Here is a 19,527-nt window from a genome sequence, read left to right as displayed (position 1 = left end):
ATTTCCTTTCTACTCAATACCGCGATCGAGCTCAGCTGTTGTTCCACCGGGGACGTTTAGTAATCGAAGCCACGGGAATGTGGGTGGTACACACGTGTTCGCCCCCCGTTAGGGTCGCCAACCGCTGTACGTGCACGTCGAGCAGACGTGCGAACGCCTGTGTCTCCGCTTCACACAGCTGTGGGAACTCTTCCGCCACCGTCAATATGGGGCAGTGACCTTGACACAGTTGGACAGCAAAGTTACCCGCCCCCACGTCGCGCACACTAGCTGCGTACCCATCTTGGGTTAACGCATCTGCCAGGGCCATCGCTTGCGCCCGAGGGTCGTTACCTGCCGCCCGGATAATAGGCGCATATTTGCGTTCAATCTCGCGGCTGCGCGCCGCAGCAAAACTTTCGATCGCACCTTCGCCGGCTGTCTGCGCCAAATACGATAGCGCCCGGTTCGCGATCTCTGAATAACTATCGGTCAGCTGGTCGTGAGCTGCTTCCGTCGCCACGTAGTGTCGCGCCGGTCGGCCTCGACCACGCGGCTTAGTGCTAACGATTTCGTGTTCTTCAATTTCCCCCGCCGCTTCCAACGAGGTGATGTGGCGTCGCACCGCAGCAGTTGTTAATCCGAGGATACGGGCTATAACAGTGGACGTCACCGGCCCTTTCTCGACAACGAGGTCGAGGACCTGTTCGCGCGTGCCTTGCGGTTCTTCGCTTGGGGCCACGTTGTCCTCCTTCCAAATTCAGGAGCCCTCACGTGACAGGAGAGCCCGCTGCGTCAAATACGCTGCGCAACTAGCCTAGCGCTTTTACGCAACAAACTCATTACTTAAAGTGATTACCTACAACACTTAGGTAACCCTCACCAAGATGGAACCTGCTAGTACGTGCTGGACAGTGCTGTTATCTACCCAGAGGCGAACGCATCCACGGCGCGTCAGAAGGACGTAAGGGTGCCCAATCTTTATCGAGCGCAGATTTCGTGGCTAATAGCCCCATTACCGCCGACGGGTTATGTAACTGCCCGCCATGAATGGCTGCAACTGCCTCCTCCAGATCCACCCACCGGGTCTGCATCAGCGCCTCCTCATCCTCGCGTTCAAACCGCTCACCAAGGGGAACCTCGGAAACCTCACGCGCTAAATAAATCCGCAACGCTTCCGTCGACCCGCCCGGGGAAGTAAAGAAATCCACAAGCACGTCCCAGCGCTGCGCCTCCAGGTCAGTTTCCTCTTTTAGCTCGCGTTTAGCAGCGTCCAGCGGGCGTTCTCCCGGCTTATCCAGCAGGCCAGCTGGGATCTCCCACAAAGTGGCCTGCACGGGGTGGCGATACTGATTAACCAACGCCACTTGCGGCCGCCCGTCATTCCACCTGAGTGCCACGATCGCAACCGCTCCCGTGTGGGCCACGTAGTGCCGCACCACCGTAGTGTTTTCGCTAAGTTGAACGCGGTCCTCATCCATGTCAAACACGGCTCCACGCCACACCCGGTCGTGGGCAACAACTGGGAAGCTCGTGGGTTTATCAGCAATCATCCTCATCACTTTCACTTATCCGAGTTCTCAAAATTGCCAGAACGCTCTTTGCCCCGATGGTCATGATGCACGCGGCGAGCAACCCCATCCCCACCAGTGCCGCCGCGATACACGCCAGGAGGCCCTGCAGGAAACCCTGCCCCCACGTAACAATCAACCGAGTGCATGCGTAACAAAGCGCACTCAGGGGAATGAGCAGTGCCGCGGCCCGCACGAGCACACCCCAGTATCCAGATAGGCACGCCGGTGAACACTGCCGGCGAATCGTAAACAATACCACTAACCCACCCAGCGTGAGCCCAACCGTGTGGGCTGCGGCAAATGCCGTGATCGCCCAGTACCCACTGCCTTCCGCGGGGGTCAGTACGCGCGCCAAAACGAGCGTAGCTGCGGCCACCCCCAACCAGGACAACGCAGCAACTTGCCACGCCCTCCTCGGCTGCCCAACGGCCAAGAGTGCCCGCTGACCAAAGTACAAGAGCGCATACCCCCACAGTGACGGGGCCATGACACAAAGAGCAGTGTGCATACCCGGAACCGGGGTTAAGAGGTTGAAAAAGCGCGCTGCTACCGGTGCCATAGCGACCAGCAGGCTCACTCCCGCGAGCGCACCGACACTCACCCGCTGTGCACTGCGCGCACACGTGCGTTCAAAGATCGACGAGCAGCCCTGCTCCCCATGCTCAGAAAGAATCGGGAACGCGGCCGTTACCAACGGGTAGATGAAAACCGCGTGCGGTAACCAGTACACGGCCTGCGTGTACTGAAAAATCGCAACTGTCCCCCCCTCACCGTAGGTACGCAGCGCCCACAGACCCGCGACCACACTCACCTGCTGGGCGATTAACGCGCCCACCCCAGACATTCCCAGCGCCCAGGCACGCCGCGCCTCACTGCGACGCAGGTTCAAGGTAGGCCGCAAACGCACCCCTAGACGCGACACGGGAACCAGCAGCGGCAAGGACAAACTGGCCGCCCCCAAGGTGGTGCCCCAACCCAACACCAGCACCCCCACATGCGGGTCGGTAACCGCGGCGTAAACCACGAACGTGCCGATAGTAACCACAGACGAAATCAGTGGCATTAGGGCCGGCCAGATGAACCGCTTGTGCGCCTGAAGCGTTCCCGTTAACACTATGGACACGCCGTACAGGGGGATTTGCCACGCAAAAATGCGCAAGAACGTGGTTAGCAGCGCGTGCTGATCTGCGATTACAGTATCCGCTGGCACGGGAATGAGCTGCGCAATCAGGGGCGCGCCTGCGCACACCCCCACCGCGAGGATGCTCAACGTCAAAGTAACCCATGTCAACAGGGCCGAGGCGATACGTGACGTGTCGTCTTTAAGTCCGCGCTTAACCAACCCGGCCAGCAACGGAACGGTAATTCCCGACAGCGCACCGCCGATAACGATTTCAAAAATAATGTTCGGCACCTGGTTCGCACTGGCGTACGCGCCCGCAAGGCTACCGGAACCAACGAACGCACTTTGCGCCATCCAGCGCAAGAACCCAAACGCGCGGGAAGCGAGCGTGGCTAGCGCCAGCATCCCGACGGTACCTAACCCCACCTTGGTGAGTGCGGCGTTGAACAGGCGCGTTGCTCGCCGCGGCACCGAGCTGGACTCGTTACTCATAGGCCGCTGTTATCCGCCTGCGCTCGCCCCCACCGATCTACGGCACGTAACCACGGGGTTTGGTCAATAACCTGAGTAAAGGACACGCGTTCGGACAGTAGCACTAGGCCCGCGATTGTGGCGGCCAGTATCGCCCGCGTGGCGCGCGAGCGGATCTTGCACAGCCCCGATCCCAAGTAAAACCCAAGTGCGTTTGCCCCAGTGTCGCCCATCATGGTGTGAGCGCGCGCGTCGCTACGCGCAGTCGCCAGTACAACAGCCGCGGTGGTTGCTGCTACCGCCGGGGCAGGCCGGGCCACGATTGGTGTCTGAAGGGCTGCAACCTTGAGGGCGCGGGTGGGGCGCAAATCGAACAGATTCAACAGGTTCGCGTTACCGGCCATGATCACGGTGTCTAAGCCCGCGTCGATCCACCAACCGGCCGCGCGTGAGCGCGCGTTGCGCTCAAGGGCGAGTGCTGCGGCGGAGGCGGTGATAGCAACAGCCTTGATTGCCCCCGAAGAAACATGCCCGGATTTCAACGCGGCTAAGTGCCCGCGCAATCCCTTCGCTTGTTTCTCACCATCTGCGCGACCCTGATCTACGTCGTCCCACACTCCCGCAGCCGTTACCGCCGCAGTAGCGGCGCTAAGCCCGGGGTCGTGCACCAATGCGGCCCCCACGGTAGCACTCGCGATTGCCACGCCCTCAGATAAAGAAACAGTCTGGCCCCGATGATTGACCCGCGCTAAACGCGGCTGGTTGCGCAGTTTCCAGTTCAGACCCCCCGCAACAGCGCCCGCCACTGCAGACGCTGCTACCGCCAACCACCACTTATTTTTACCCATTAACTTCGATCGCCTAACACTTCCGATTCAACTACGGCAAGGGTGGCATAGCCGAGTTCACATCGCTCCCCTGGCCGAAAGCCCGCGCCTGCGCACCCGCGGACACGAGCGCGAGAACGGCTGACGCATTCCCCATGGCACTGCCCACACCATCGACCGTAGTCACCACGGCCCCCTCATCGCGCAGCACCGTAATCAAACCATCCTTAGTGGCGGACTGGCCCAGCACCACACCGGACTTCGGGGCCTTCGCAATCGCGGTCCCAAGCTGCGTGAGCATCGACGTGTCCGGTTCCGCATTGGGACCCGTAGGAGTCGGGGTTGGTTCTTCACCGGCTTCAGGCCGCACCGGACCCACCAGTAAGATTGCCTCCGACTTCGTCGGATCCTGATCGAACTGCACCAGGGCATTATCTTTATCCGTAAGCATTTCGCGGATCAGCTTCGAATCCTCAGAATCATCCGTAAGCACCTGCGTCAACGCCTGCCCAAAGATCTGCGCACTACCCGCGTCTTTCAGGTCATCCCCACTGAGGTGCTCCGCGATCGGTGACGACAAGGATGCGCGGAACTGCGTCATCCCACCGGCCGTCCAATTGTCAGTCAAAGCCGCCGTCTGGTTCACTTTACCGCCCGCCACCTCAATGTAAGAACGGACCGCATCCACGTCCTCAGAACGGGTCTGTGGCAAAGAAACCACCGCCACGTTCACGCCCTTGAGTTTATTCGGCAGCAGCTGGCGCGCGGCCTCATCAATCCAATCATTGCGATTCGCAATATCCGCGTGCGCCTGTTCAATCTGAGCCGTCGTTTTCGTCTGGGTCTCACGCAAAGACTCCACCTGTCCCGTCAGCCCAGACGCGATCGGGGTTTGCAGTGGGCCCGCGCCCAACACCACTCCCAGCGCCAACGCTAGAAACACGGAGATAAGTGAAACCAAATGGTACCGAAAATCAACCATAAACTACTTCCAATCAAGTGGTCGGCACGTTTGGTGCCATCCCCAACCAGCCACGCAAGATATTTACCAGGTCTAGTATATGAACCCACACTATTGACATGAACGCCTGCCCCGCAGGAGTCATGATCAACGCCAGTGCGATCGCTAACAAACCCGCTGCTGCCAGCATGAAAAGCTGCCACGACGAAATCCGCGTTCGATACAGCCGGGAAACCCCCTTCGCATCCACCAGCTTCGAACCAACCACCAGGCGGGTGAAGAACGTGGATGCCATGCCGGCACGTCCTTTGTCTAAGAATTCCGTGAGGGTAGTGTGCGTACCTAACGTGACGATCAGGCTCGCTCCCTTCTCATCCCCCAGGAGCATCGCCGCGTCCTCAGAAGTGCCAGTGGCGGGGAAAATAACGTGCGACAACCCGAGCCTCTGCACCCTCTCCAAACCGGGCGCTGTCCCATCGCGGTAGGCATGCACCACGATTTCCGCGCCACATGCCAACCCTTTATCCGACACCGAATCCATGTCCCCAAGGATCATGTCGGGTTTAAAACCGGCTTCCAAAATCGCATCCGCTCCCCCATCGACCCCAACCAGGACGGGGTGGAAATCGCGAATATAAGTCTTGAGCGTCCCCAGGTCTTCCTTATAGTGGTAGCCCCGCACCACGACCAGCATGTGACGGCCTTTGAACTCCGTTTTCACATCCGGAATCCCCACGCCATTCAACAGCAGGTCGCGTTCGCGCGCGAGGTATTCCATCGTGTTGGCAGCAAACGCTTCAATCTGGGTGGACATGCCGTCGCGCGCTTCTTGCATCGCAATCTCATTGAGTTCACTGGTTTGGCGTGTCCCCTGAGCAATCAGTTCGTCTCCGACGTAGACCTCGTTGTCTTCAATCCGAACCGTTTGCCCTTCCTTGAGGGTCATGATGTCGGGCCCCAGGTCGTCTATCAGAACAATACCTGCGTCCAACAAAATCCCTGGCCCCAAGTTCGGGTAGCGGCCCGTGGAGGATTTCGCAGCGTTCAAAACAGCAGCTGGTTTTCTGACCACTAAAGATTCGGCGGCCACGCGATCTAGGTCCGCGTGGTCAATAACCGCGACCTCACCTTGCTCTATCCTTCGGGCTAGACGCTTAGTGCGTTCATCGACCCGCACCCGCATGCTCGCCGGAGCTTCCCCCGAAGATCTTCTAAAGAAACGTTTCATCATTAAGATTGTGCCACTTTTGCTGCGTCTATGAGTTCAGCCGCGTGCGCGCGCGCCGTTTTTGAACCGCGCGCGCCCGAAAGCAAGCGCGCCACCTCATCGATCCGCTCCTGCCCATGCAGTGCCCGCACGCGCGTGGTGGCGCCCTCTTTTTCCACCACCAAATGCTGGGTGGCACAGGCTGCGACCTGCGCTAAGTGCGTCACCACCACCACTTGCCGATGCCGCGCCAAGCGGGCCAAGCGGCTCCCCACTTCCCGGGCTGCGACCCCGCCCACTCCGGAATCAATCTCATCGAACACGTAAGTGACGTTACTCGCACCATGCTGTGCCTCTGCCATGACCACTTCAATGGCGAGCATTATCCGCGACAGTTCCCCGCCCGACACGCCCTCCCCCAGTTCCACTGGGTTCGCTTGGGCGTGGGGCCGAAGCAGCATCCGCACGTCCTCAAGGCCGTCCGGGCCGGGTTTGTCCCGCTTCGGTAAATCTACTCCCAAATGCGCCCCACGCATTGAAAGGCCGGCCAGCTCAGTATCCACGAGCTTAGAGAACGTCTTCGCAGCTCGCGCGCGCGACGCACTGAGTTTCTTTCCGACCTCAAGAACCTTTTGCTGTGCCTGCACCAGGGCAGCGGTAAGTGCTTCAACATGCTCATCGCTGGTGTTCAACTGGTGTAACCGCTCCCGTGCCCACTGCGCCCATTCCAACAAACCAGTCACGTCCACTGCCCGCCCACGCAGCAAAGAGTTGATAGTGCGGCGGCGGTTCTGCAGTTCATCCAAACGCGCTGGATCCGCATCCAAGTCTGACAGGGCAGATAAAACATCCGCAGTCAGATCAGACACCTGGGCACTTGCCGATTCCAACCGCGCAACCAGCTTGGCTAGCTGCGGACCGTACTGCTGCACTTTCGCGAGCATCCCCGCAGCGCGGCCTAACGCATCCGCCGCCGACACATCTGCGGATTGCAGAAACTGCGCAGCCCCAGCGATGCCCTGACGAATCTGCTCCGCGTTCACCATGCGCTCAGTCTCTACCCGCAGGCGCTCATCCTCACCCGGTTTTAAATCCAACGCGTCAATCTGCTCCACCACGCCAGAAAGAGCCGCCACCTCACTTTGCGCATTCGCTAAATCCGCTTCAAACGCATCTTTCGCTTGTTTCGCAGCCACTGCTTGCGCCCACGCCTCATGGAACACACTAAGCAAATCCGCGTGTTTTTCACCCGCAAATTCGTCCAAAAGGGCCCGCTGCCTACTCTTGGACCGCAAGGTCAGCTGTTCAGACTGCCCGTGAATCACCGCGACCTTAGGCGCCAAGTCTGTGAGCACGGAAAGGGACACGGGCCGGCGATTCAAATAAGCGCGCGAACGTGAAGACATCAGCTTGCGCGTAATCACCACTTCGTCATCGTCCAACTCCAGGCTGTTCGCCGCTTGCTTGTCAATCACGAATACGCCGTCAACTAACGCTTGTTCTTGTCCCGCGCGGATCTTCCCCGGCGCAGCCCGCTGCCCTAACAGCAGCTGCAGGGAGGTTAACACCATGGTTTTACCCGCTCCGGTTTCCCCGGTCAAAGCCGTTAAACCGGGTTTTAGATCTAGATCCGCTTCTTTTATGACCCCCAGGTTCTCAATGTGGATAGTCTCTATCACAGCGCGTCCCCCGGGTTTTCTCGCCACCCTCTGACGGGCAGGTCAAACTTGGTCACCAGACGCGTTGAAAAAGGAATGTCCGTTAGCCGCGCCAGTTTTAGGGGTTGTTTAGACGGCCGGCACAGGATGCGGGTGCCCGAAGGCGCGGTAATTTTGCGGATCCCATCGCACCACACTTCCAGGTCTGCCCACTGGTCCTCCATGACGCTTACTTCCAGTTCCGATTTTGGACCTACCACGAGGGGCCGGGTAAACAGCCCGTGGGCTGCGAGCGGCACCATGAGCACTGCTTCCGTGTCCGGCCACAGCACTGGGCCACCGGCGGAGAAACTATATGCGGTTGACCCGGTTGGGGTGGAGAGGATTATGCCGTCCGCCCCGTATGTGGATACGCCCTGCCCGTCGACTCCCACCCCGAGGTGCGCTGGGTGCGCCAGGTCCGTTCGCATCACCGCGGCCTCGTTAATCGCCCAGTCGTGCTGCACGCTCCCATCCGGTAGGAGCACGTCAATTTCTAGGGTCATGCGTTTTTCTACCGTGTACTGGCGGGCAATAACTTTTTGCGTTACCGATTGGAGTGAGTGCACGTCTGCTTCCGCGATGAATCCCATGTGCCCCATGTTCACCCCCAGGAGGGGAATGTCGCGTTCGCGCGCTTTGGGGGCGGACCACAAGATAGTGCCGTCACCGCCGAAGACGAGGAGTAGTTCAACAGGTTCCGTACTGGTTGCGTCTACCACTTCGATACCTGCTGAACGCAAGCCGTCTAGAACAGAATCCGCGGCGTTTTGAGCCGTGTCGCGATTAACGTTAATAACCGACATTATGCGCCGATGCGCCATTAGGCCCCTTTCTTCCTGTTCACACGTCTATTTTTCTTGCTCGCACGTCTATTAATGAGTGTATGCGAATCCTTCCCGCACCGGCCCGCTGGTGGACGTCCCGGATGCCGATGCGCGGTTAGCTAGATCCCGCTGGCCCAGTTTCGATTGCCTGCCACACGGATTTAGATGGGTTTTCGATTGGGTTCTTGTGTTCGCGTTTGAGGGCAATGAAGTACTCTACGTTCCCAGCTGGCCCCGGAAGAGGGCTCGCAGCCACAGCATACAGTTCTAGCCCTGCTTGCGCTGCACTGTGGATAACCCCCATCACTGCCCGGTGGTGTAAGTTCACGTCGCGCACGACGCCGCCGGCACCAACGTGGCCTTTACCGACTTCAAATTGGGGTTTTACCATCAATAAGAAGTCGGCGTTCGGCTCTGCGCATCGTACCAGAGCCGGGATCACGAGGGTCAACGAGATGAACGATAGGTCTGACACCACCACGCTGGGTAGTGGTGCCACGGCCTCCGGTTCTAGGTAGCGGATATTGGTCCGGTCGAGTACCTGCACGCGTGGATCCGATTGGAGCCGCCATATCAGCTGCCCGTATCCGACGTCTACCGCCACCACCGAGCGGGCACCGCGGCGCAGTAGAACATCGGTAAATCCCCCGGTTGACGCGCCCGCATCTAAACAACGTTGCCCGCGGATTTGCGGGCCCTTGGAACCAAGCAGATCCAAGGCACCCGCTAGCTTATACGCCCCTCTTGAGGCGTAGTCGTCCCGCGCCCGTTCATCCACCACAATCGCTTGCGCCGGATCTACTTGGCGGGCGGGTTTGTACACCACCATCCCGTCGAGACGCACGTGACCGGCATGGATTAAATCTGCGGCAATGGTGCGCGAAGGCGCTAGTTTGCGCCGCACCAGTTCCGTATCTAAACGCCTGCGCGCAGCCATCAGCTATCAACCTGATCTAGCTCAGCGCGTAACCGGGCTTCCGCTTCGCGCAGCACCCGCAACTGTTCCCCCAGGTCGAGGTCTTGCAGGTGCTCCCAGTCGGGTTCAGTTTCCGTCCCCATCTACCTCGTCTTCTTCCAGGTGCCGGGTGTTTTCCATCAGTTCCTTGAGGTCTTCTTCACCCGGTAGAAAAGCCGGCACCGATTCCACATCAACCTGATCGAGCTGCGCGTCACTGGGCGCGTCCGGGTCACCCGGTTTCACCCCCAGGTCTTCGCTTTCCATCTCCTCTACTGTCGAAGTGGCCTCTGCCTGTTCGCTCGTGCCCTCCGGTCGTGCACTCGCCGCAGGTTCCGAATCATCCTCAGCTTGCGCATTTCCCTCGGGGTTAGAAACGTCCTCAGGCTGGGAAGGAGGATTCACAATCCCGTTCGGATCGTCGTTATCAACCACCTGGATTATGGGGCAGTCCACTTTGGAACCGGTTTCGGAATACTCCCACGCGGCCGCAATGAGTGCGCGGTACGAATCCAATGTCACCTGGACGTTATCGGAATCTAAAACCACACCATCCAAAGACAGCTGGTTACCAATCACCTGCGCCACTTGGCTAACCCCGCACGTCCACGTGCCATCCTTGTGGTGCTGCGGACGCGGGTGAGCCTCGTTCAGACCCCGCATATCGGTATGCACCAGCTGCGGACGCAAACCGCGCTCCGCTAGAATAACTGCTTTCGCGTCATGCACCCCGGTTAGTACGTGCAGACACGGCACCGACGCCTGCAGCGCACCAGCCACATCCGTTTCTAACCGATCCCCAACAGCCACTGGATGCTCCGCCCCAACCAGAGCGGTCGCCCGGTGGTAAATCCCCGGCAGCGGTTTACCACCCGCCGTCGGTTTCACGTTCGTCGCATACCGCACCGCACGCACCAACGCCCCGTTACCGAGGGCGAACCCGCGCTCCACAGGCAGGGACGCATCCAGGTTAGACGCGTAGTACTTAGCACCCGCGTTAATCGCGAACGCGCCTTCAGACAGCGTCTGCCAATCTACCGAACGGTCAAACCCCTGCACTACCGCATCCGGATGGTCATCAGCACTTGCAACTACCTCAAACCCAGCTTCCTGCACGGCCTCACGCAGTCCCTGTCCACCGATCACATAAACGCGTGCACCAGCGGGAAGTTCCTCAGACATAATATGGGCAATATCCATCGCCGCAGTCATCACGTGTTTTGTATCAGCCGGTAGGTCAAATGAAGTTAACTGCTCCACAATGGCCTGAGGGCTGCGCGCCGCATTATTGGTGACAAACACCTGCTGCATACCGGACTCAACGGCTTTCGCCACCTCTTGAGCAGCGTACGGAACCGGGTTCTTCCCCATGTAGCACACGCCATCGAGGTCCAGCAAAACCGCATCGTACCTGTCCGTTAGTGGCTCCGCACTTCCCTTCAGATCCGACCGCTTCGCATCCACATCCGCAGTGGCAAGTAGTTGCGCGTCAATAATGTCGTTATCCTCAGGTTCAGCTGGGATCTGCGCTTCCACCTGCTCTGCTTCCGATGTGCGACCAAGATCGTTCAGGTACTCAGCCTGCGCGCTCATCAGCCGCCGCCGCATGTCGTCGTCACTGTCTGGACCGAGTTTCGCCAGCGCATCCCCAACCAGCACTAGCGCTGTTTCCAACTCGCCTAAGTCCTTGCGAGCCCCGGCTGCGACCAGCACCAGCTCGACCTGTTCAGCGAGTTCCACGTGCGTCAAATCCGTGTCTTCAATGAGTTCTAATGCTTTTTGAGGCCGGCCCTGCCCGCGTTCACAATCGGCCTCTACCGCGCGCAGTGAGTAGTCACCGCGCATCCGCCGCAATGCCCGCACTTCCCGCAGCGCTTCCGCATACCGGCCCGAAGCGTACGCAGTCAACGCTGCTGCCTCACGCACAACATCCACCCGGCCTGCGCGTTTCACCGCTGCCTGCGCATACGAATACGCAAGCTCTGGTTCTAAGTCAATCAGCTGGCCCGCCATGACGAGCAGTTTCGCAACCACTTCCTGGTTGCGCTCCCCCAGGGTGCGCAACGCTGCGAACGCCTGCGAATCCAACTCTGATGCTTCCACGCCCGCGGGGATTTCTAAACCGTCAATCTGGTTATTCTGCTCGTCGAACTCGCGGTCGAACTGGTCGTTGACGTTGTATTCCTCGTGGCGGTGTCCGCGGTTGTTTCCCCGATCAAACTGGCGCCGCCCCCGGTAATCATCCCTGCGATCTGCGCGCCGTCCACGAGAGAAACCGCCGCGCTCTCGATTACCCGAACCGCGTCTGTCAAAGCCACCTTTGTTATCCCAGCGGCGCTTCGAACCGGACCGATCAAACCGGCGTTCACCCGAACCGGCCTCGCGCTGACCGCCCTGCCGCCGAGTAAAACGCCGTTCAGAGGAGCGCTGCTGCCCCCCGTCCTCACGGTCGAACCGGCGTTGCCCATCGCGGTTTCTGCGCTGATAATTATCGCGCTGACCACGGCGCCCAAACTGACGCTGCTCCCCGCGGTCGGCGCCACTGCGTCGATCATTCGAATCCGCCTGGCCATCCCGGTCGAATCGGTTGCCCTCAAAAGAACTGCGATCCGCTTGGAAACCTCGTTTACCTCGGTCCCCTCGGTTACCGAAGCCACGTTTCCCGCGGTCGCCAAAGCCTTTCTTCTGCTGGTGGTCGGACCCCTCGTCTCGCCACTTCCTACTGAAACCCGATTCATTACTCATGGATTCACGCCTTCACTTGATTCATTTAAGCGAGGAGCCACTGGCTCGTGTCGCTGCAGACCCTACCTCAGGTATCTACGTCAAATATTGTACCGACCAAAACTACCACTGACCCGCCTAGTTGGGTGATACTACGCTCACTACCACACCTTAATTAAACACGGGTTTTTCTGTAATAATAGGAGGCAATGGTTACCAAAAGTAGAGCACGTTCCAAACCGCGGGTATTTCCACGCGTCCTAATCCTGCTCCTAGCCGGCGCCAGCCTCCTGGCGGGCCTAAACTTCGCGGCCGTCCGCCTGGGGGCATGGGCGCCCGTTGACAGCACCGAACTTGCACTGCGCCACGGAATCATTATGATATTCGGATTCCTTGGAACCGCAATCGGATTGGAACGCGCCGTAAGTGCCCAAAAACTGTGGGGGTACGCAGCACCCGTATTCAGTGGTGCCGGTGCGCTGCTGGCCGCATTTGGCGCACCCCGGCTCATATGCGGCAGCAGCATGAGTTTAGGAATGCTCACCCTGTGCGGTCTCTACGGACTCTTTTTACGCCGCCAGTGGGCGGGCGCTACCACTATCGAACTTGCAGGTGCGGTCAGCGCACTAGGGGCGATAGTTCTGTGGACCAGCGGCTGGGAAGTACCCGCTATCGTTGGCTTCGTCCTCATGTTCCCCGTGCTAACCATTATTGGTGAGCGCCTTGAACTGGCGCGGATTGAGTTCACCCGCCCCGGCCGCGAGCACCTGGTTCTTGGCCTCGTCGCACTCATCGTCGCGACGTTACCATTTACGCTTTTCACCCCCGCAGCTGCTTTAACTGTGCTCGGGTTTTTATTGGCGGCACTCACGCTTGCGATGTTTACCTTCGACGTTGCGCGTAAAACCGTGCGTGCAACTGGGCTCGCCCGGTTTATGGCCGCCGCCATGCTCGCCGGGTACGGTTGGTTGCTCACGGGCGCTCTGATATGGATTCTGGGTGGGAACGTGCAAGCCGGGTTCCTTTATGAAACGCTTATCCACTCCATCACGCTAGGTTTCACCCTGTCCATGATTTTTGCGCACGCCCCCATCATTATTCCCGCGATTGCGCACCGCTCAATCCCGCTGCACCCAGTTCTATGGGTGGCACTGGCCCTATTGCACCTTGGTTTAATAATCCGGTTTGTTTTTGGTGCTGCCCGCCAGATTACGTTTCTTTGGCAATGGGGCGGGGCGCTCAACATCATGACGACACTGCTGTTTGTCCTTTCCGTGCTGTCTCTAGCCGGGGTGCGTCCCTGGTGGATCCGGCACAAGAAACGCGAGGCGAAACCGCAACACATACCAGCGCCCACAGCCTCACGCGAAAAATCTAGTCTGAAAGACGCGAATAATAATGCGGCACACTAAAGCACACGTGGTTTCGCGGCACATACTGAGCGCATGGGTGGTTTTCGCGCTCATCATCCTGGTCGTGAACGTTACGGATAATGCCCATTGGCTGGGGCAACCGTGGTGGGTCAGTGTGCACACGGTTACCCTCGGTTTAATTGGCACTTCGATTCTCACTTGGTCGTGGCATTTCGCGGCCGCGTTATTGCGGTTTGGGGATCGCGGTGACGCGGGGCAAACCACCCGGCTCATTTGCTTCACGGTGGGTGCAGTGGTGCTGATGGGCGCCATGTTCACCCACGCATTCCGGTTCGCACTATTAGGTGGTGTTGTGATTCTCGGTGCAGTTTGCTGGCACGCCGCGGCACTAGCAGTTGCATTTCTTAAAGCACCATTTCGGTCGAAGTTCGCGGTCTTAGCCGCTTATTACATTTTCGCGTGTTTCTTTCTTATCGTTGGGATTGGGCTAGCTTTCTTCGCGGTTTGGGACATGCTTGGCAGCCCACCATCACGCGTTTCAGCTTGGCGGGAGGCAGCCACCAGTGCCCACGCCCTCGTTAACGTGACGGGCTTCATTGGGCTCACTTTGCTGGGAACGCTCGTCACTTTAGGCCCCACCATTTTCCGCACCCGCATGGACCCAAGTGCGGCGCAATCAGCTAAACTCGCGCTTCCCCTGTTGGTTATGTGTATTTTTGGCGTTGGGGTTGCGGCCTTGTTTCAATCTCCTGAGGCCATGTGCCTCGCCGTTGGACTTTACTCGCTGTGCGCGCTGCTTGTGCTGGTTCCTGTCTTTAAGGTTGGGTGGGGGAAACGCCCCGGTGATTTCGCTGCCCTGAGTTTAGTTTGCGGCCTCGCCTGGGTCGTAGCTGGGTTTGTGGCGATCGCCGTTGGCACTGTTCTTGCCCTGCGCGCCGGAGGTTTGCGTCCCCTCATGCAAACCCCGCTCACGATCGTACTGATGGGGGTCGTGCAGATCGTGCTTGCCGCGATGAGCTACCTTTTTCCAGTTTTAATTGGAGGCGGGCCCCGGTGCGTTAAAACCGCATTGCGGTACATAAACTCGTACCGTGAGGTCCGGCTCTTCATACTCAACGCGAGTGGTGTCGCAGCCCTCCTGCTGCCCGCGGGTGGTTCCGCACTGGGGTGGGCACTGGCGGGCCTCGCGCTGTTGTGGTCGTTTGTAGTACTTATCCACGCTTCTGTTCGCCAGGCACTTCTTCGGAGAAACCATGCAGCCGCTTAATATCTCCCCTGCAAACAAGAAACTCACGAGCCCGGGGGCTAACTGGCCCCTACTGGTGGCGGCGGCCGCGGTATTTGCGGTGCTGTTCACCTCACTAGCAATCGTGGACCCACCGTCTTCGCCGGGCGATACCCAGAATCAGACTAGCGCTAGCCATGCAGCGAGTGGGGAAACCCAAACCGTGGATATCGTGATTAAAGGAATGCAGTTTGTTCCAAACAAGATCGAGGTTAAAGCTGGAGCTTCGGTGACCATCCACCTCAAGAACGAGGACACGATGATTCACGATCTGGAGCTGGAGACCGGACCAAAAACAGGATTTGTGCAACCCGGCGAATCCGTGACCCTTGAAGCCGGTGTGGTTTCTGAAGCAACTCAAGGGTGGTGTACGCTGCCCGGCCACCGGCAAATGGGAATGACGCTGGATATTACAACTACTAAGGCCGCCGACGGCGACAATCCTGGTTCTTCCAACAACAATCACTCTGATCCCAGTGACAATAGTGCCCGCGGTGACAACGCGGACCATGGCGGTCACGGCAGTAGTGGTGCCGCGGGCGCAGGGACCGAGACACGGACTCTTCCCATGGGAGACTTCACGAACCAGCCTGCAGCGCAAACTGTGGATGCGACCGCACCGCGCTTAAAACCAGGAAACGTGCACCGCGTTAAGTTGGAGGCGAGGGAAGGTCAGTTCGACATGGGCGCTGGCCTGAACCGCACGATCTGGTCTTTCAACGGCAAGCCCGTTGCCCCCACGCTGCGTGGGAAGGTTGGGGATACTTTCGAAGTCACGCTGGTGAATAAGGGAACTATGAATCATTCAGTGGATTTCCACGCGTCGTTCCTAGCTCCGGATAAGCCTATGCGACAGATAGCCCCGGGCGAGTCCCTAACGTATACGTTCAAAGCTGAGCGGGCTGGAATGTGGCTTTATCATTGTGGGGCGATGCCCATGTCTATGCACATGTCAGCGGGAATGCACGGGGCTGTTATCGTGGATCCGCCTAATTTGTCGCCCGTAGACAAGGAGTTCACGCTGGTGCAGTCCGAGGTGTACCTCAATGACAAGAACGAACCGGATGCGGGGAAGGCAATGGCGGGAACTGCGGACTACGTGGTTTTTAATGGGATTCCCTATCAGTACAACGTGAAGCCGCTGGAAGTTAAAACTGGTCAGCGCGTGCGTTTTTGGGTGATGGCGGCCGGCCCGAACTATGGAACGAGTTTCCACGTTATCGGCGGCCAGTTCGACACCGTGTTCAAAGAAGGTACGTACCTGGTGCGAAACGGTTCGTCCCCTCAGTGGGCGGGGGCTCAGACTCTGGGTTTGCATGCTTCGGAGGGTGGTTTTGTCGAGATGGTGTTTCCAGAGGCGGGCACTTACAAGTTCGTTGACCATCAGATGATGAATGCCGAGAAGGGCGCTCTTGGCCTTGTGCACGTGACGGATTAGATCTTTCAGAGGCCTTATTTGCGCTCCGATATGCTGGTGGGCTGCAGTCCATTGGATTGGTACTGCAGCCCACCTTCTGTGTAGTTTCGCTGCCTGTGTCCGCTAGCGTTTTCTGACCGGTGTGCGGCCGTTTTCCTGCCGGTGTGGGGCGTTTATGCGCTAGCTTGGTTGCGGAACTACTTTCGTTGTGCCGTTTAGCGGCGGCGCATTGCGTAAACTAGCCCGGCTCCTAGTACGAGAAGTGCCGCAGCTCCGATTACTGCACCGGTTACTTGCGCACCTGTGCGAACCAGTTTCCCGCTTGCGTTGTGCTGCTTGCCGTTCGCAACGTGGCCCGGTTTTGTACCAGCGTTGTTGTTTGCCGGCGGTGTGGTTTGGTTACCTTGGTTGCCCCCTTGCTGGTTGCCCCCTTCTGACGGGTTGGTGCCAGGTGTGGTCGCTTTCTTTGGGCAGTTAACAGTTACAGCAAGACCGTTGTCTGCTTTCACTACTTCCCCAAAGTCGGTGGATACTCGCACCGGTAGCGCCACGTTCTTGCCCGCGTTCGCATCGCAGTCCGCTTGCGCCTTCACTTTGACACTGGCTTGCCCAGCACCATCGGTAGTGATGATCGCTTTCTCATTTTCTGCGTTCGCATCCGTGAGGTCGTTGTTTACATTTGCTTTCGCTTCCGTGTCGCCAACCTTCACGCTCACCTGTTTGGTGATGGATGGCCCTTCAGAGAATGAGAGTCCGCGTAGAGCAATCGAGATTTCTTTACCGTTTTCCACTGGGTCTTTCGGTAGTGTTACACCTACCGAGCCTTTGATTTCGCGTGGTTTAATGGTGTCTTTGCTCTTCAGGTAGTCGTTGAACAGGTCGCGGTCAACCCCGTCGGACACGATCGGGTCCCCCTGTTTGGTGATTGCTGGGAACGAGTCCCCACCTTCGAGGATGAACACGGATGAGCCAATTGTGTATTTCTTGTCTGCTTGCACGGGCTTACCATCGATCAGCACGGAGGTGATTCGTTTCCCGAACTCCGCAGCTGGGTCGTACGTGTAGGACACGTTTGAGGACAAACCTAGTTTCAGCATTGGACGCGAGTTTTGGCTGCTCAGATTGGTCTTCCACTGCTGCTCTAGGAGCTCTTTGAAGTCCGCACCGGTGATGGAAGTGTACCCCACGTAGTTGGAGAATGGTTGTACCGCGAACGTTTGTTGGTAGGTGACTTCACCTTTTTCATTGGGGATCAGGTCTTCGCGCAAACCACCGGCGTTGATGATGCCGATGTCAACACTTTCACCTTCTTTGGTTTTGACGCGTTCTTTAAATGAGTCGGCAACCAGGTCGCCAAGGGAGGATTCAATCCCGCGGTTTGACCCCGGTGAGGTTCGCCCTCCTGCTTCTGTGAACACGCCCCGTTTAAATGGACCATTCACGTTGGAAGAAATGATTTCGTTTCCTTTAGCTTCGGAAGCTTCTTTGGCTTTGTCAATCTTTTCTTGGATCTGCGTCTTCTGCCCGCATTCGGCTACTTTTGCTGCGGGAATAAGGTCTGCGTTTGATTCAACAACCTTGTTGGTTTTGGTGTTGTATTTAATTTTTATGAGGCCCAGGTTATCTGTGTAGCTTCCTGAGGCCACTGCTGAGAGTTTGTTGCCCTCAGATCCGGAGACCATGTCAAAGTCATATGGCACGTGCGTGTCGCCACCCATGAGGGCATCTACGTATTTACCCATCTTCGGGTAGTTGTTTTTAACGTCGTCGTCAAGCATGGCTACGACCACGTTTGCTTTACCAGATTCTTTGAGGTCTTTGGCGAGTGTATTGATCCGTTCAATCGGATCGTTGAACTCCATGCCTTCTGTTGTTTTGGGTGACAGTTTGTAGGGTACGTCTTGTGCAATTGCGCCAATGAACGCTACTTTCGCGCCAGCTGGCATTTCTTTAATGACGTAGTCCCCCAGGTAGGGTTTCATCGTTCCGTCTGCTGCTTTGTATTCTCCGAGGCCTTCGACGTTGGCTCCGAGGTAGGGGAATTGCAGCTGTACGAACTCGGGGTCTGAGCCATCTACCCTAGCTTTGAATACGTCCTGCCCCATGTCTAGTTCGTGGTTCCCGATGGTTGACGCCTCGGGGTGTAGTTCGTTTAGCGCTTCGATAGTGGGGTTGTCTTTGAGCGCTGCGGAGAGGTAAGGGGACGCGCCGATGTTGTCACCAAGCAGGGTGAATGAGCTGTTTTTGTTGTCAGCCATGGCTGCATCTAGGTAGCATCCCATGGATGCGATACCTGCTTCTGTTACCTTACCGTCTTTTTTGACTTGGTCTATGTGACCGTGAACGTCTGTGAGTTTGTAAAGGTCCAGCTCTACGACATCAGCGCCGCCGTCGCTGGTTGTATCGTCAGCAAGCGCGGCTTGCGGGAAGGACAGCAGTGCGAGAGCGGAAACTCCCAGTGCTGCGGCGGTTCGTCTGAACGTATTCATGCGTTCTCCTAAGCTCCTCAGCTTCAGTTAACGGATTGTGGCCAATTAGTCACGAACTTAGTGTTACACGTCGCAAGTTTTTTCGCTAGCACCTATCTTAATTCTAGGTAACCGGTAACTAAACAACATAGGTTTCAAGTGCAGCGACAGCTCATCTGACGACGTGCTTGCGAGTCTCACCAAATGACAAGCCTTACGTAAGTCAAGCGTGCGAGCATCGCGCCTTTGCTGAGCTAGCATTCAAGCATCGCGTCCTTGCGTAAACATCCTTCGAGCATAGCGAATTTGCGCGGCCATCGTCCGAGCATCGCATCCCTGCGACTTGTCTGCCTGCCGGGCGGGTTAGGGAGGAAATACGTAGAACTCATTAACACGCCAATTCCTCGCCACTGGTTCTGCCTTGCGCGTTTTGGTCAAGCACGTGCGTGTTGTTTGCGTGTGTTTTGTGGTGTTCTGGTTGTGTTTTGGAAAGAATGTTTTGGCGTGTTGATTGTGGGTGTTATGTGGCTTGCGTGTGTGTTGTTTGTGTGCTGCGTGGTTTTGGGTGTGTTTTGGGGGCCGGCACTAGTGTGTGCCGGCCCCCAAATTGTTTAATGTGTTTTGTGTGTGGCGGTGTCT

General features: G+C 57.8%; 15 protein-coding genes. 3 read left to right on the top strand and 12 right to left on the bottom strand.

What is annotated here, in order from left to right; translation table 11 throughout:
• Positions 1-31 precede the first annotated feature (31 nt).
• The 11 genes from QS713_RS08355 to QS713_RS08305 all read right to left on the bottom strand — a co-directional run bounded on the left by QS713_RS08355 (position 32) and on the right by QS713_RS08305 (position 12,366).
• Positions 32-721: a helix-turn-helix transcriptional regulator gene (locus tag QS713_RS08355; protein ID WP_102215600.1), complete on the bottom strand. Its 690-nt coding sequence runs from the start codon at positions 719-721 to the stop codon at positions 32-34.
• A 178-nt stretch (positions 722-899) separates the two neighbouring features.
• Entirely contained in the window at positions 900-1,532 is a 633-nt protein-coding gene (locus QS713_RS08350) for an NUDIX domain-containing protein (RefSeq protein WP_313274588.1), read from the bottom strand.
• The gene (gene murJ / locus QS713_RS08345; protein ID WP_313274422.1) at positions 1,522-3,168 is read right to left on the bottom strand and encodes a murein biosynthesis integral membrane protein MurJ; all 1,647 of its coding nucleotides are present in this window, start codon (positions 3,166-3,168) and stop codon (positions 1,522-1,524) included. The genes QS713_RS08350 and murJ overlap by 11 nt, the downstream gene beginning before the upstream one ends.
• On the bottom strand, positions 3,165-3,995 hold the full coding sequence (locus QS713_RS08340; protein WP_313274420.1) for a beta-carotene 15,15'-monooxygenase: 831 nt from the start codon (positions 3,993-3,995) through the stop codon (positions 3,165-3,167). Before QS713_RS08340 ends, murJ begins: the two co-directional genes overlap by 4 nt.
• 31 nt (positions 3,996-4,026) lie before the next feature.
• Complete coding sequence (locus QS713_RS08335) at positions 4,027-4,956, bottom strand: copper transporter (protein ID WP_313274419.1); 930 nt, start codon at positions 4,954-4,956, stop codon at positions 4,027-4,029.
• A 13-nt stretch (positions 4,957-4,969) separates the two neighbouring features.
• Complete coding sequence (gene steA / locus QS713_RS08330; protein ID WP_313274585.1) at positions 4,970-6,163, bottom strand: putative cytokinetic ring protein SteA; 1,194 nt, start codon at positions 6,161-6,163, stop codon at positions 4,970-4,972.
• Positions 6,164-6,165: 2 nt separating this feature from the next.
• The gene (gene recN / locus QS713_RS08325) at positions 6,166-7,821 is read right to left on the bottom strand and encodes a DNA repair protein RecN (RefSeq protein WP_313274417.1); all 1,656 of its coding nucleotides are present in this window, start codon (positions 7,819-7,821) and stop codon (positions 6,166-6,168) included.
• Positions 7,818-8,663, bottom strand: coding sequence for an NAD kinase (locus QS713_RS08320; protein WP_313274415.1), 846 nt, complete (start codon positions 8,661-8,663; stop codon positions 7,818-7,820). Before QS713_RS08320 ends, recN begins: the two co-directional genes overlap by 4 nt.
• 118 nt (positions 8,664-8,781) lie before the next feature.
• Positions 8,782-9,603, bottom strand: coding sequence for a TlyA family RNA methyltransferase (locus QS713_RS08315; protein WP_313274412.1), 822 nt, complete (start codon positions 9,601-9,603; stop codon positions 8,782-8,784).
• Complete coding sequence (locus tag QS713_RS08310; protein WP_313274410.1) at positions 9,603-9,725, bottom strand: hypothetical protein; 123 nt, start codon at positions 9,723-9,725, stop codon at positions 9,603-9,605. Before QS713_RS08310 ends, QS713_RS08315 begins: the two co-directional genes overlap by 1 nt.
• The gene (locus QS713_RS08305) at positions 9,709-12,366 is read right to left on the bottom strand and encodes an HAD hydrolase-like protein (protein ID WP_313274407.1); all 2,658 of its coding nucleotides are present in this window, start codon (positions 12,364-12,366) and stop codon (positions 9,709-9,711) included. The genes QS713_RS08310 and QS713_RS08305 overlap by 17 nt, the downstream gene beginning before the upstream one ends.
• 188 nt (positions 12,367-12,554) lie before the next feature.
• Here QS713_RS08305 and QS713_RS08300 point away from each other — a divergent pair, with 188 nt between their 5' ends.
• The 3 genes from QS713_RS08300 to QS713_RS08290 are packed head-to-tail and all read left to right on the top strand — an operon-like array spanning position 12,555 to position 16,441.
• Positions 12,555-13,757, top strand: coding sequence for a DUF8744 domain-containing protein (locus tag QS713_RS08300; RefSeq protein ID WP_313274406.1), 1,203 nt, complete (start codon positions 12,555-12,557; stop codon positions 13,755-13,757).
• The gene (locus QS713_RS08295; protein ID WP_313274404.1) at positions 13,744-14,985 is read left to right on the top strand and encodes a hypothetical protein; all 1,242 of its coding nucleotides are present in this window, start codon (positions 13,744-13,746) and stop codon (positions 14,983-14,985) included. The genes QS713_RS08300 and QS713_RS08295 overlap by 14 nt, the downstream gene beginning before the upstream one ends.
• Positions 14,972-16,441 (top strand): cupredoxin domain-containing protein, encoded by a 1,470-nt coding sequence (locus QS713_RS08290; protein WP_313274401.1) that lies wholly within the window; start codon positions 14,972-14,974, stop codon positions 16,439-16,441. The genes QS713_RS08295 and QS713_RS08290 overlap by 14 nt, the downstream gene beginning before the upstream one ends.
• Positions 16,442-16,635: 194 nt before the next feature.
• Here QS713_RS08290 and QS713_RS08285 read toward each other — a convergent pair whose 3' ends face one another.
• On the bottom strand, positions 16,636-18,909 hold the full coding sequence (locus QS713_RS08285) for a bifunctional metallophosphatase/5'-nucleotidase (RefSeq protein ID WP_313274398.1): 2,274 nt from the start codon (positions 18,907-18,909) through the stop codon (positions 16,636-16,638).
• Positions 18,910-19,527: the final 618 nt, after the last annotated feature.

It is taken from the genome of Gleimia hominis (assembly GCF_032085515.1).
In the GTDB taxonomy this organism is placed as follows: Bacteria; Actinomycetota; Actinomycetes; order Actinomycetales; family Actinomycetaceae; genus Gleimia; species Gleimia hominis.
Note: the sequence above shows the minus strand (reverse complement) of the source record. Positions and strands in the feature narration are given on the sequence as shown.

Bases quoted from the DNA above. Each gene is read 5' to 3' on its own strand.
- QS713_RS08340 (WP_313274420.1), bottom strand. From the start codon at position 3,995: ATGGGTAAAAATAAGTGGTGGTTGGCGGTAGCAGCGTCTGCAGTGGCG.
- QS713_RS08310 (WP_313274410.1), bottom strand. From the start codon at position 9,725: ATGGGGACGGAAACTGAACCCGACTGGGAGCACCTGCAAGACCTCGAC.
- QS713_RS08300 (WP_313274406.1), top strand. From the start codon at position 12,555: ATGGTTACCAAAAGTAGAGCACGTTCCAAACCGCGGGTATTTCCACGC.
- QS713_RS08290 (WP_313274401.1), top strand. From the start codon at position 14,972: ATGCAGCCGCTTAATATCTCCCCTGCAAACAAGAAACTCACGAGCCCG.
- murJ (WP_313274422.1), bottom strand. From the start codon at position 3,168: ATGAGTAACGAGTCCAGCTCGGTGCCGCGGCGAGCAACGCGCCTGTTC.
- QS713_RS08315 (WP_313274412.1), bottom strand. From the start codon at position 9,603: ATGGCTGCGCGCAGGCGTTTAGATACGGAACTGGTGCGGCGCAAACTA.
- QS713_RS08305 (WP_313274407.1), bottom strand. From the start codon at position 12,366: ATGAGTAATGAATCGGGTTTCAGTAGGAAGTGGCGAGACGAGGGGTCC.
- QS713_RS08320 (WP_313274415.1), bottom strand. From the start codon at position 8,663: ATGGCGCATCGGCGCATAATGTCGGTTATTAACGTTAATCGCGACACG.
- QS713_RS08350 (WP_313274588.1), bottom strand. From the start codon at position 1,532: ATGATTGCTGATAAACCCACGAGCTTCCCAGTTGTTGCCCACGACCGG.
- QS713_RS08295 (WP_313274404.1), top strand. From the start codon at position 13,744: ATGCGGCACACTAAAGCACACGTGGTTTCGCGGCACATACTGAGCGCA.
- QS713_RS08285 (WP_313274398.1), bottom strand. From the start codon at position 18,909: ATGAATACGTTCAGACGAACCGCCGCAGCACTGGGAGTTTCCGCTCTC.
- steA (WP_313274585.1), bottom strand. From the start codon at position 6,163: ATGAAACGTTTCTTTAGAAGATCTTCGGGGGAAGCTCCGGCGAGCATG.
- QS713_RS08335 (WP_313274419.1), bottom strand. From the start codon at position 4,956: ATGGTTGATTTTCGGTACCATTTGGTTTCACTTATCTCCGTGTTTCTA.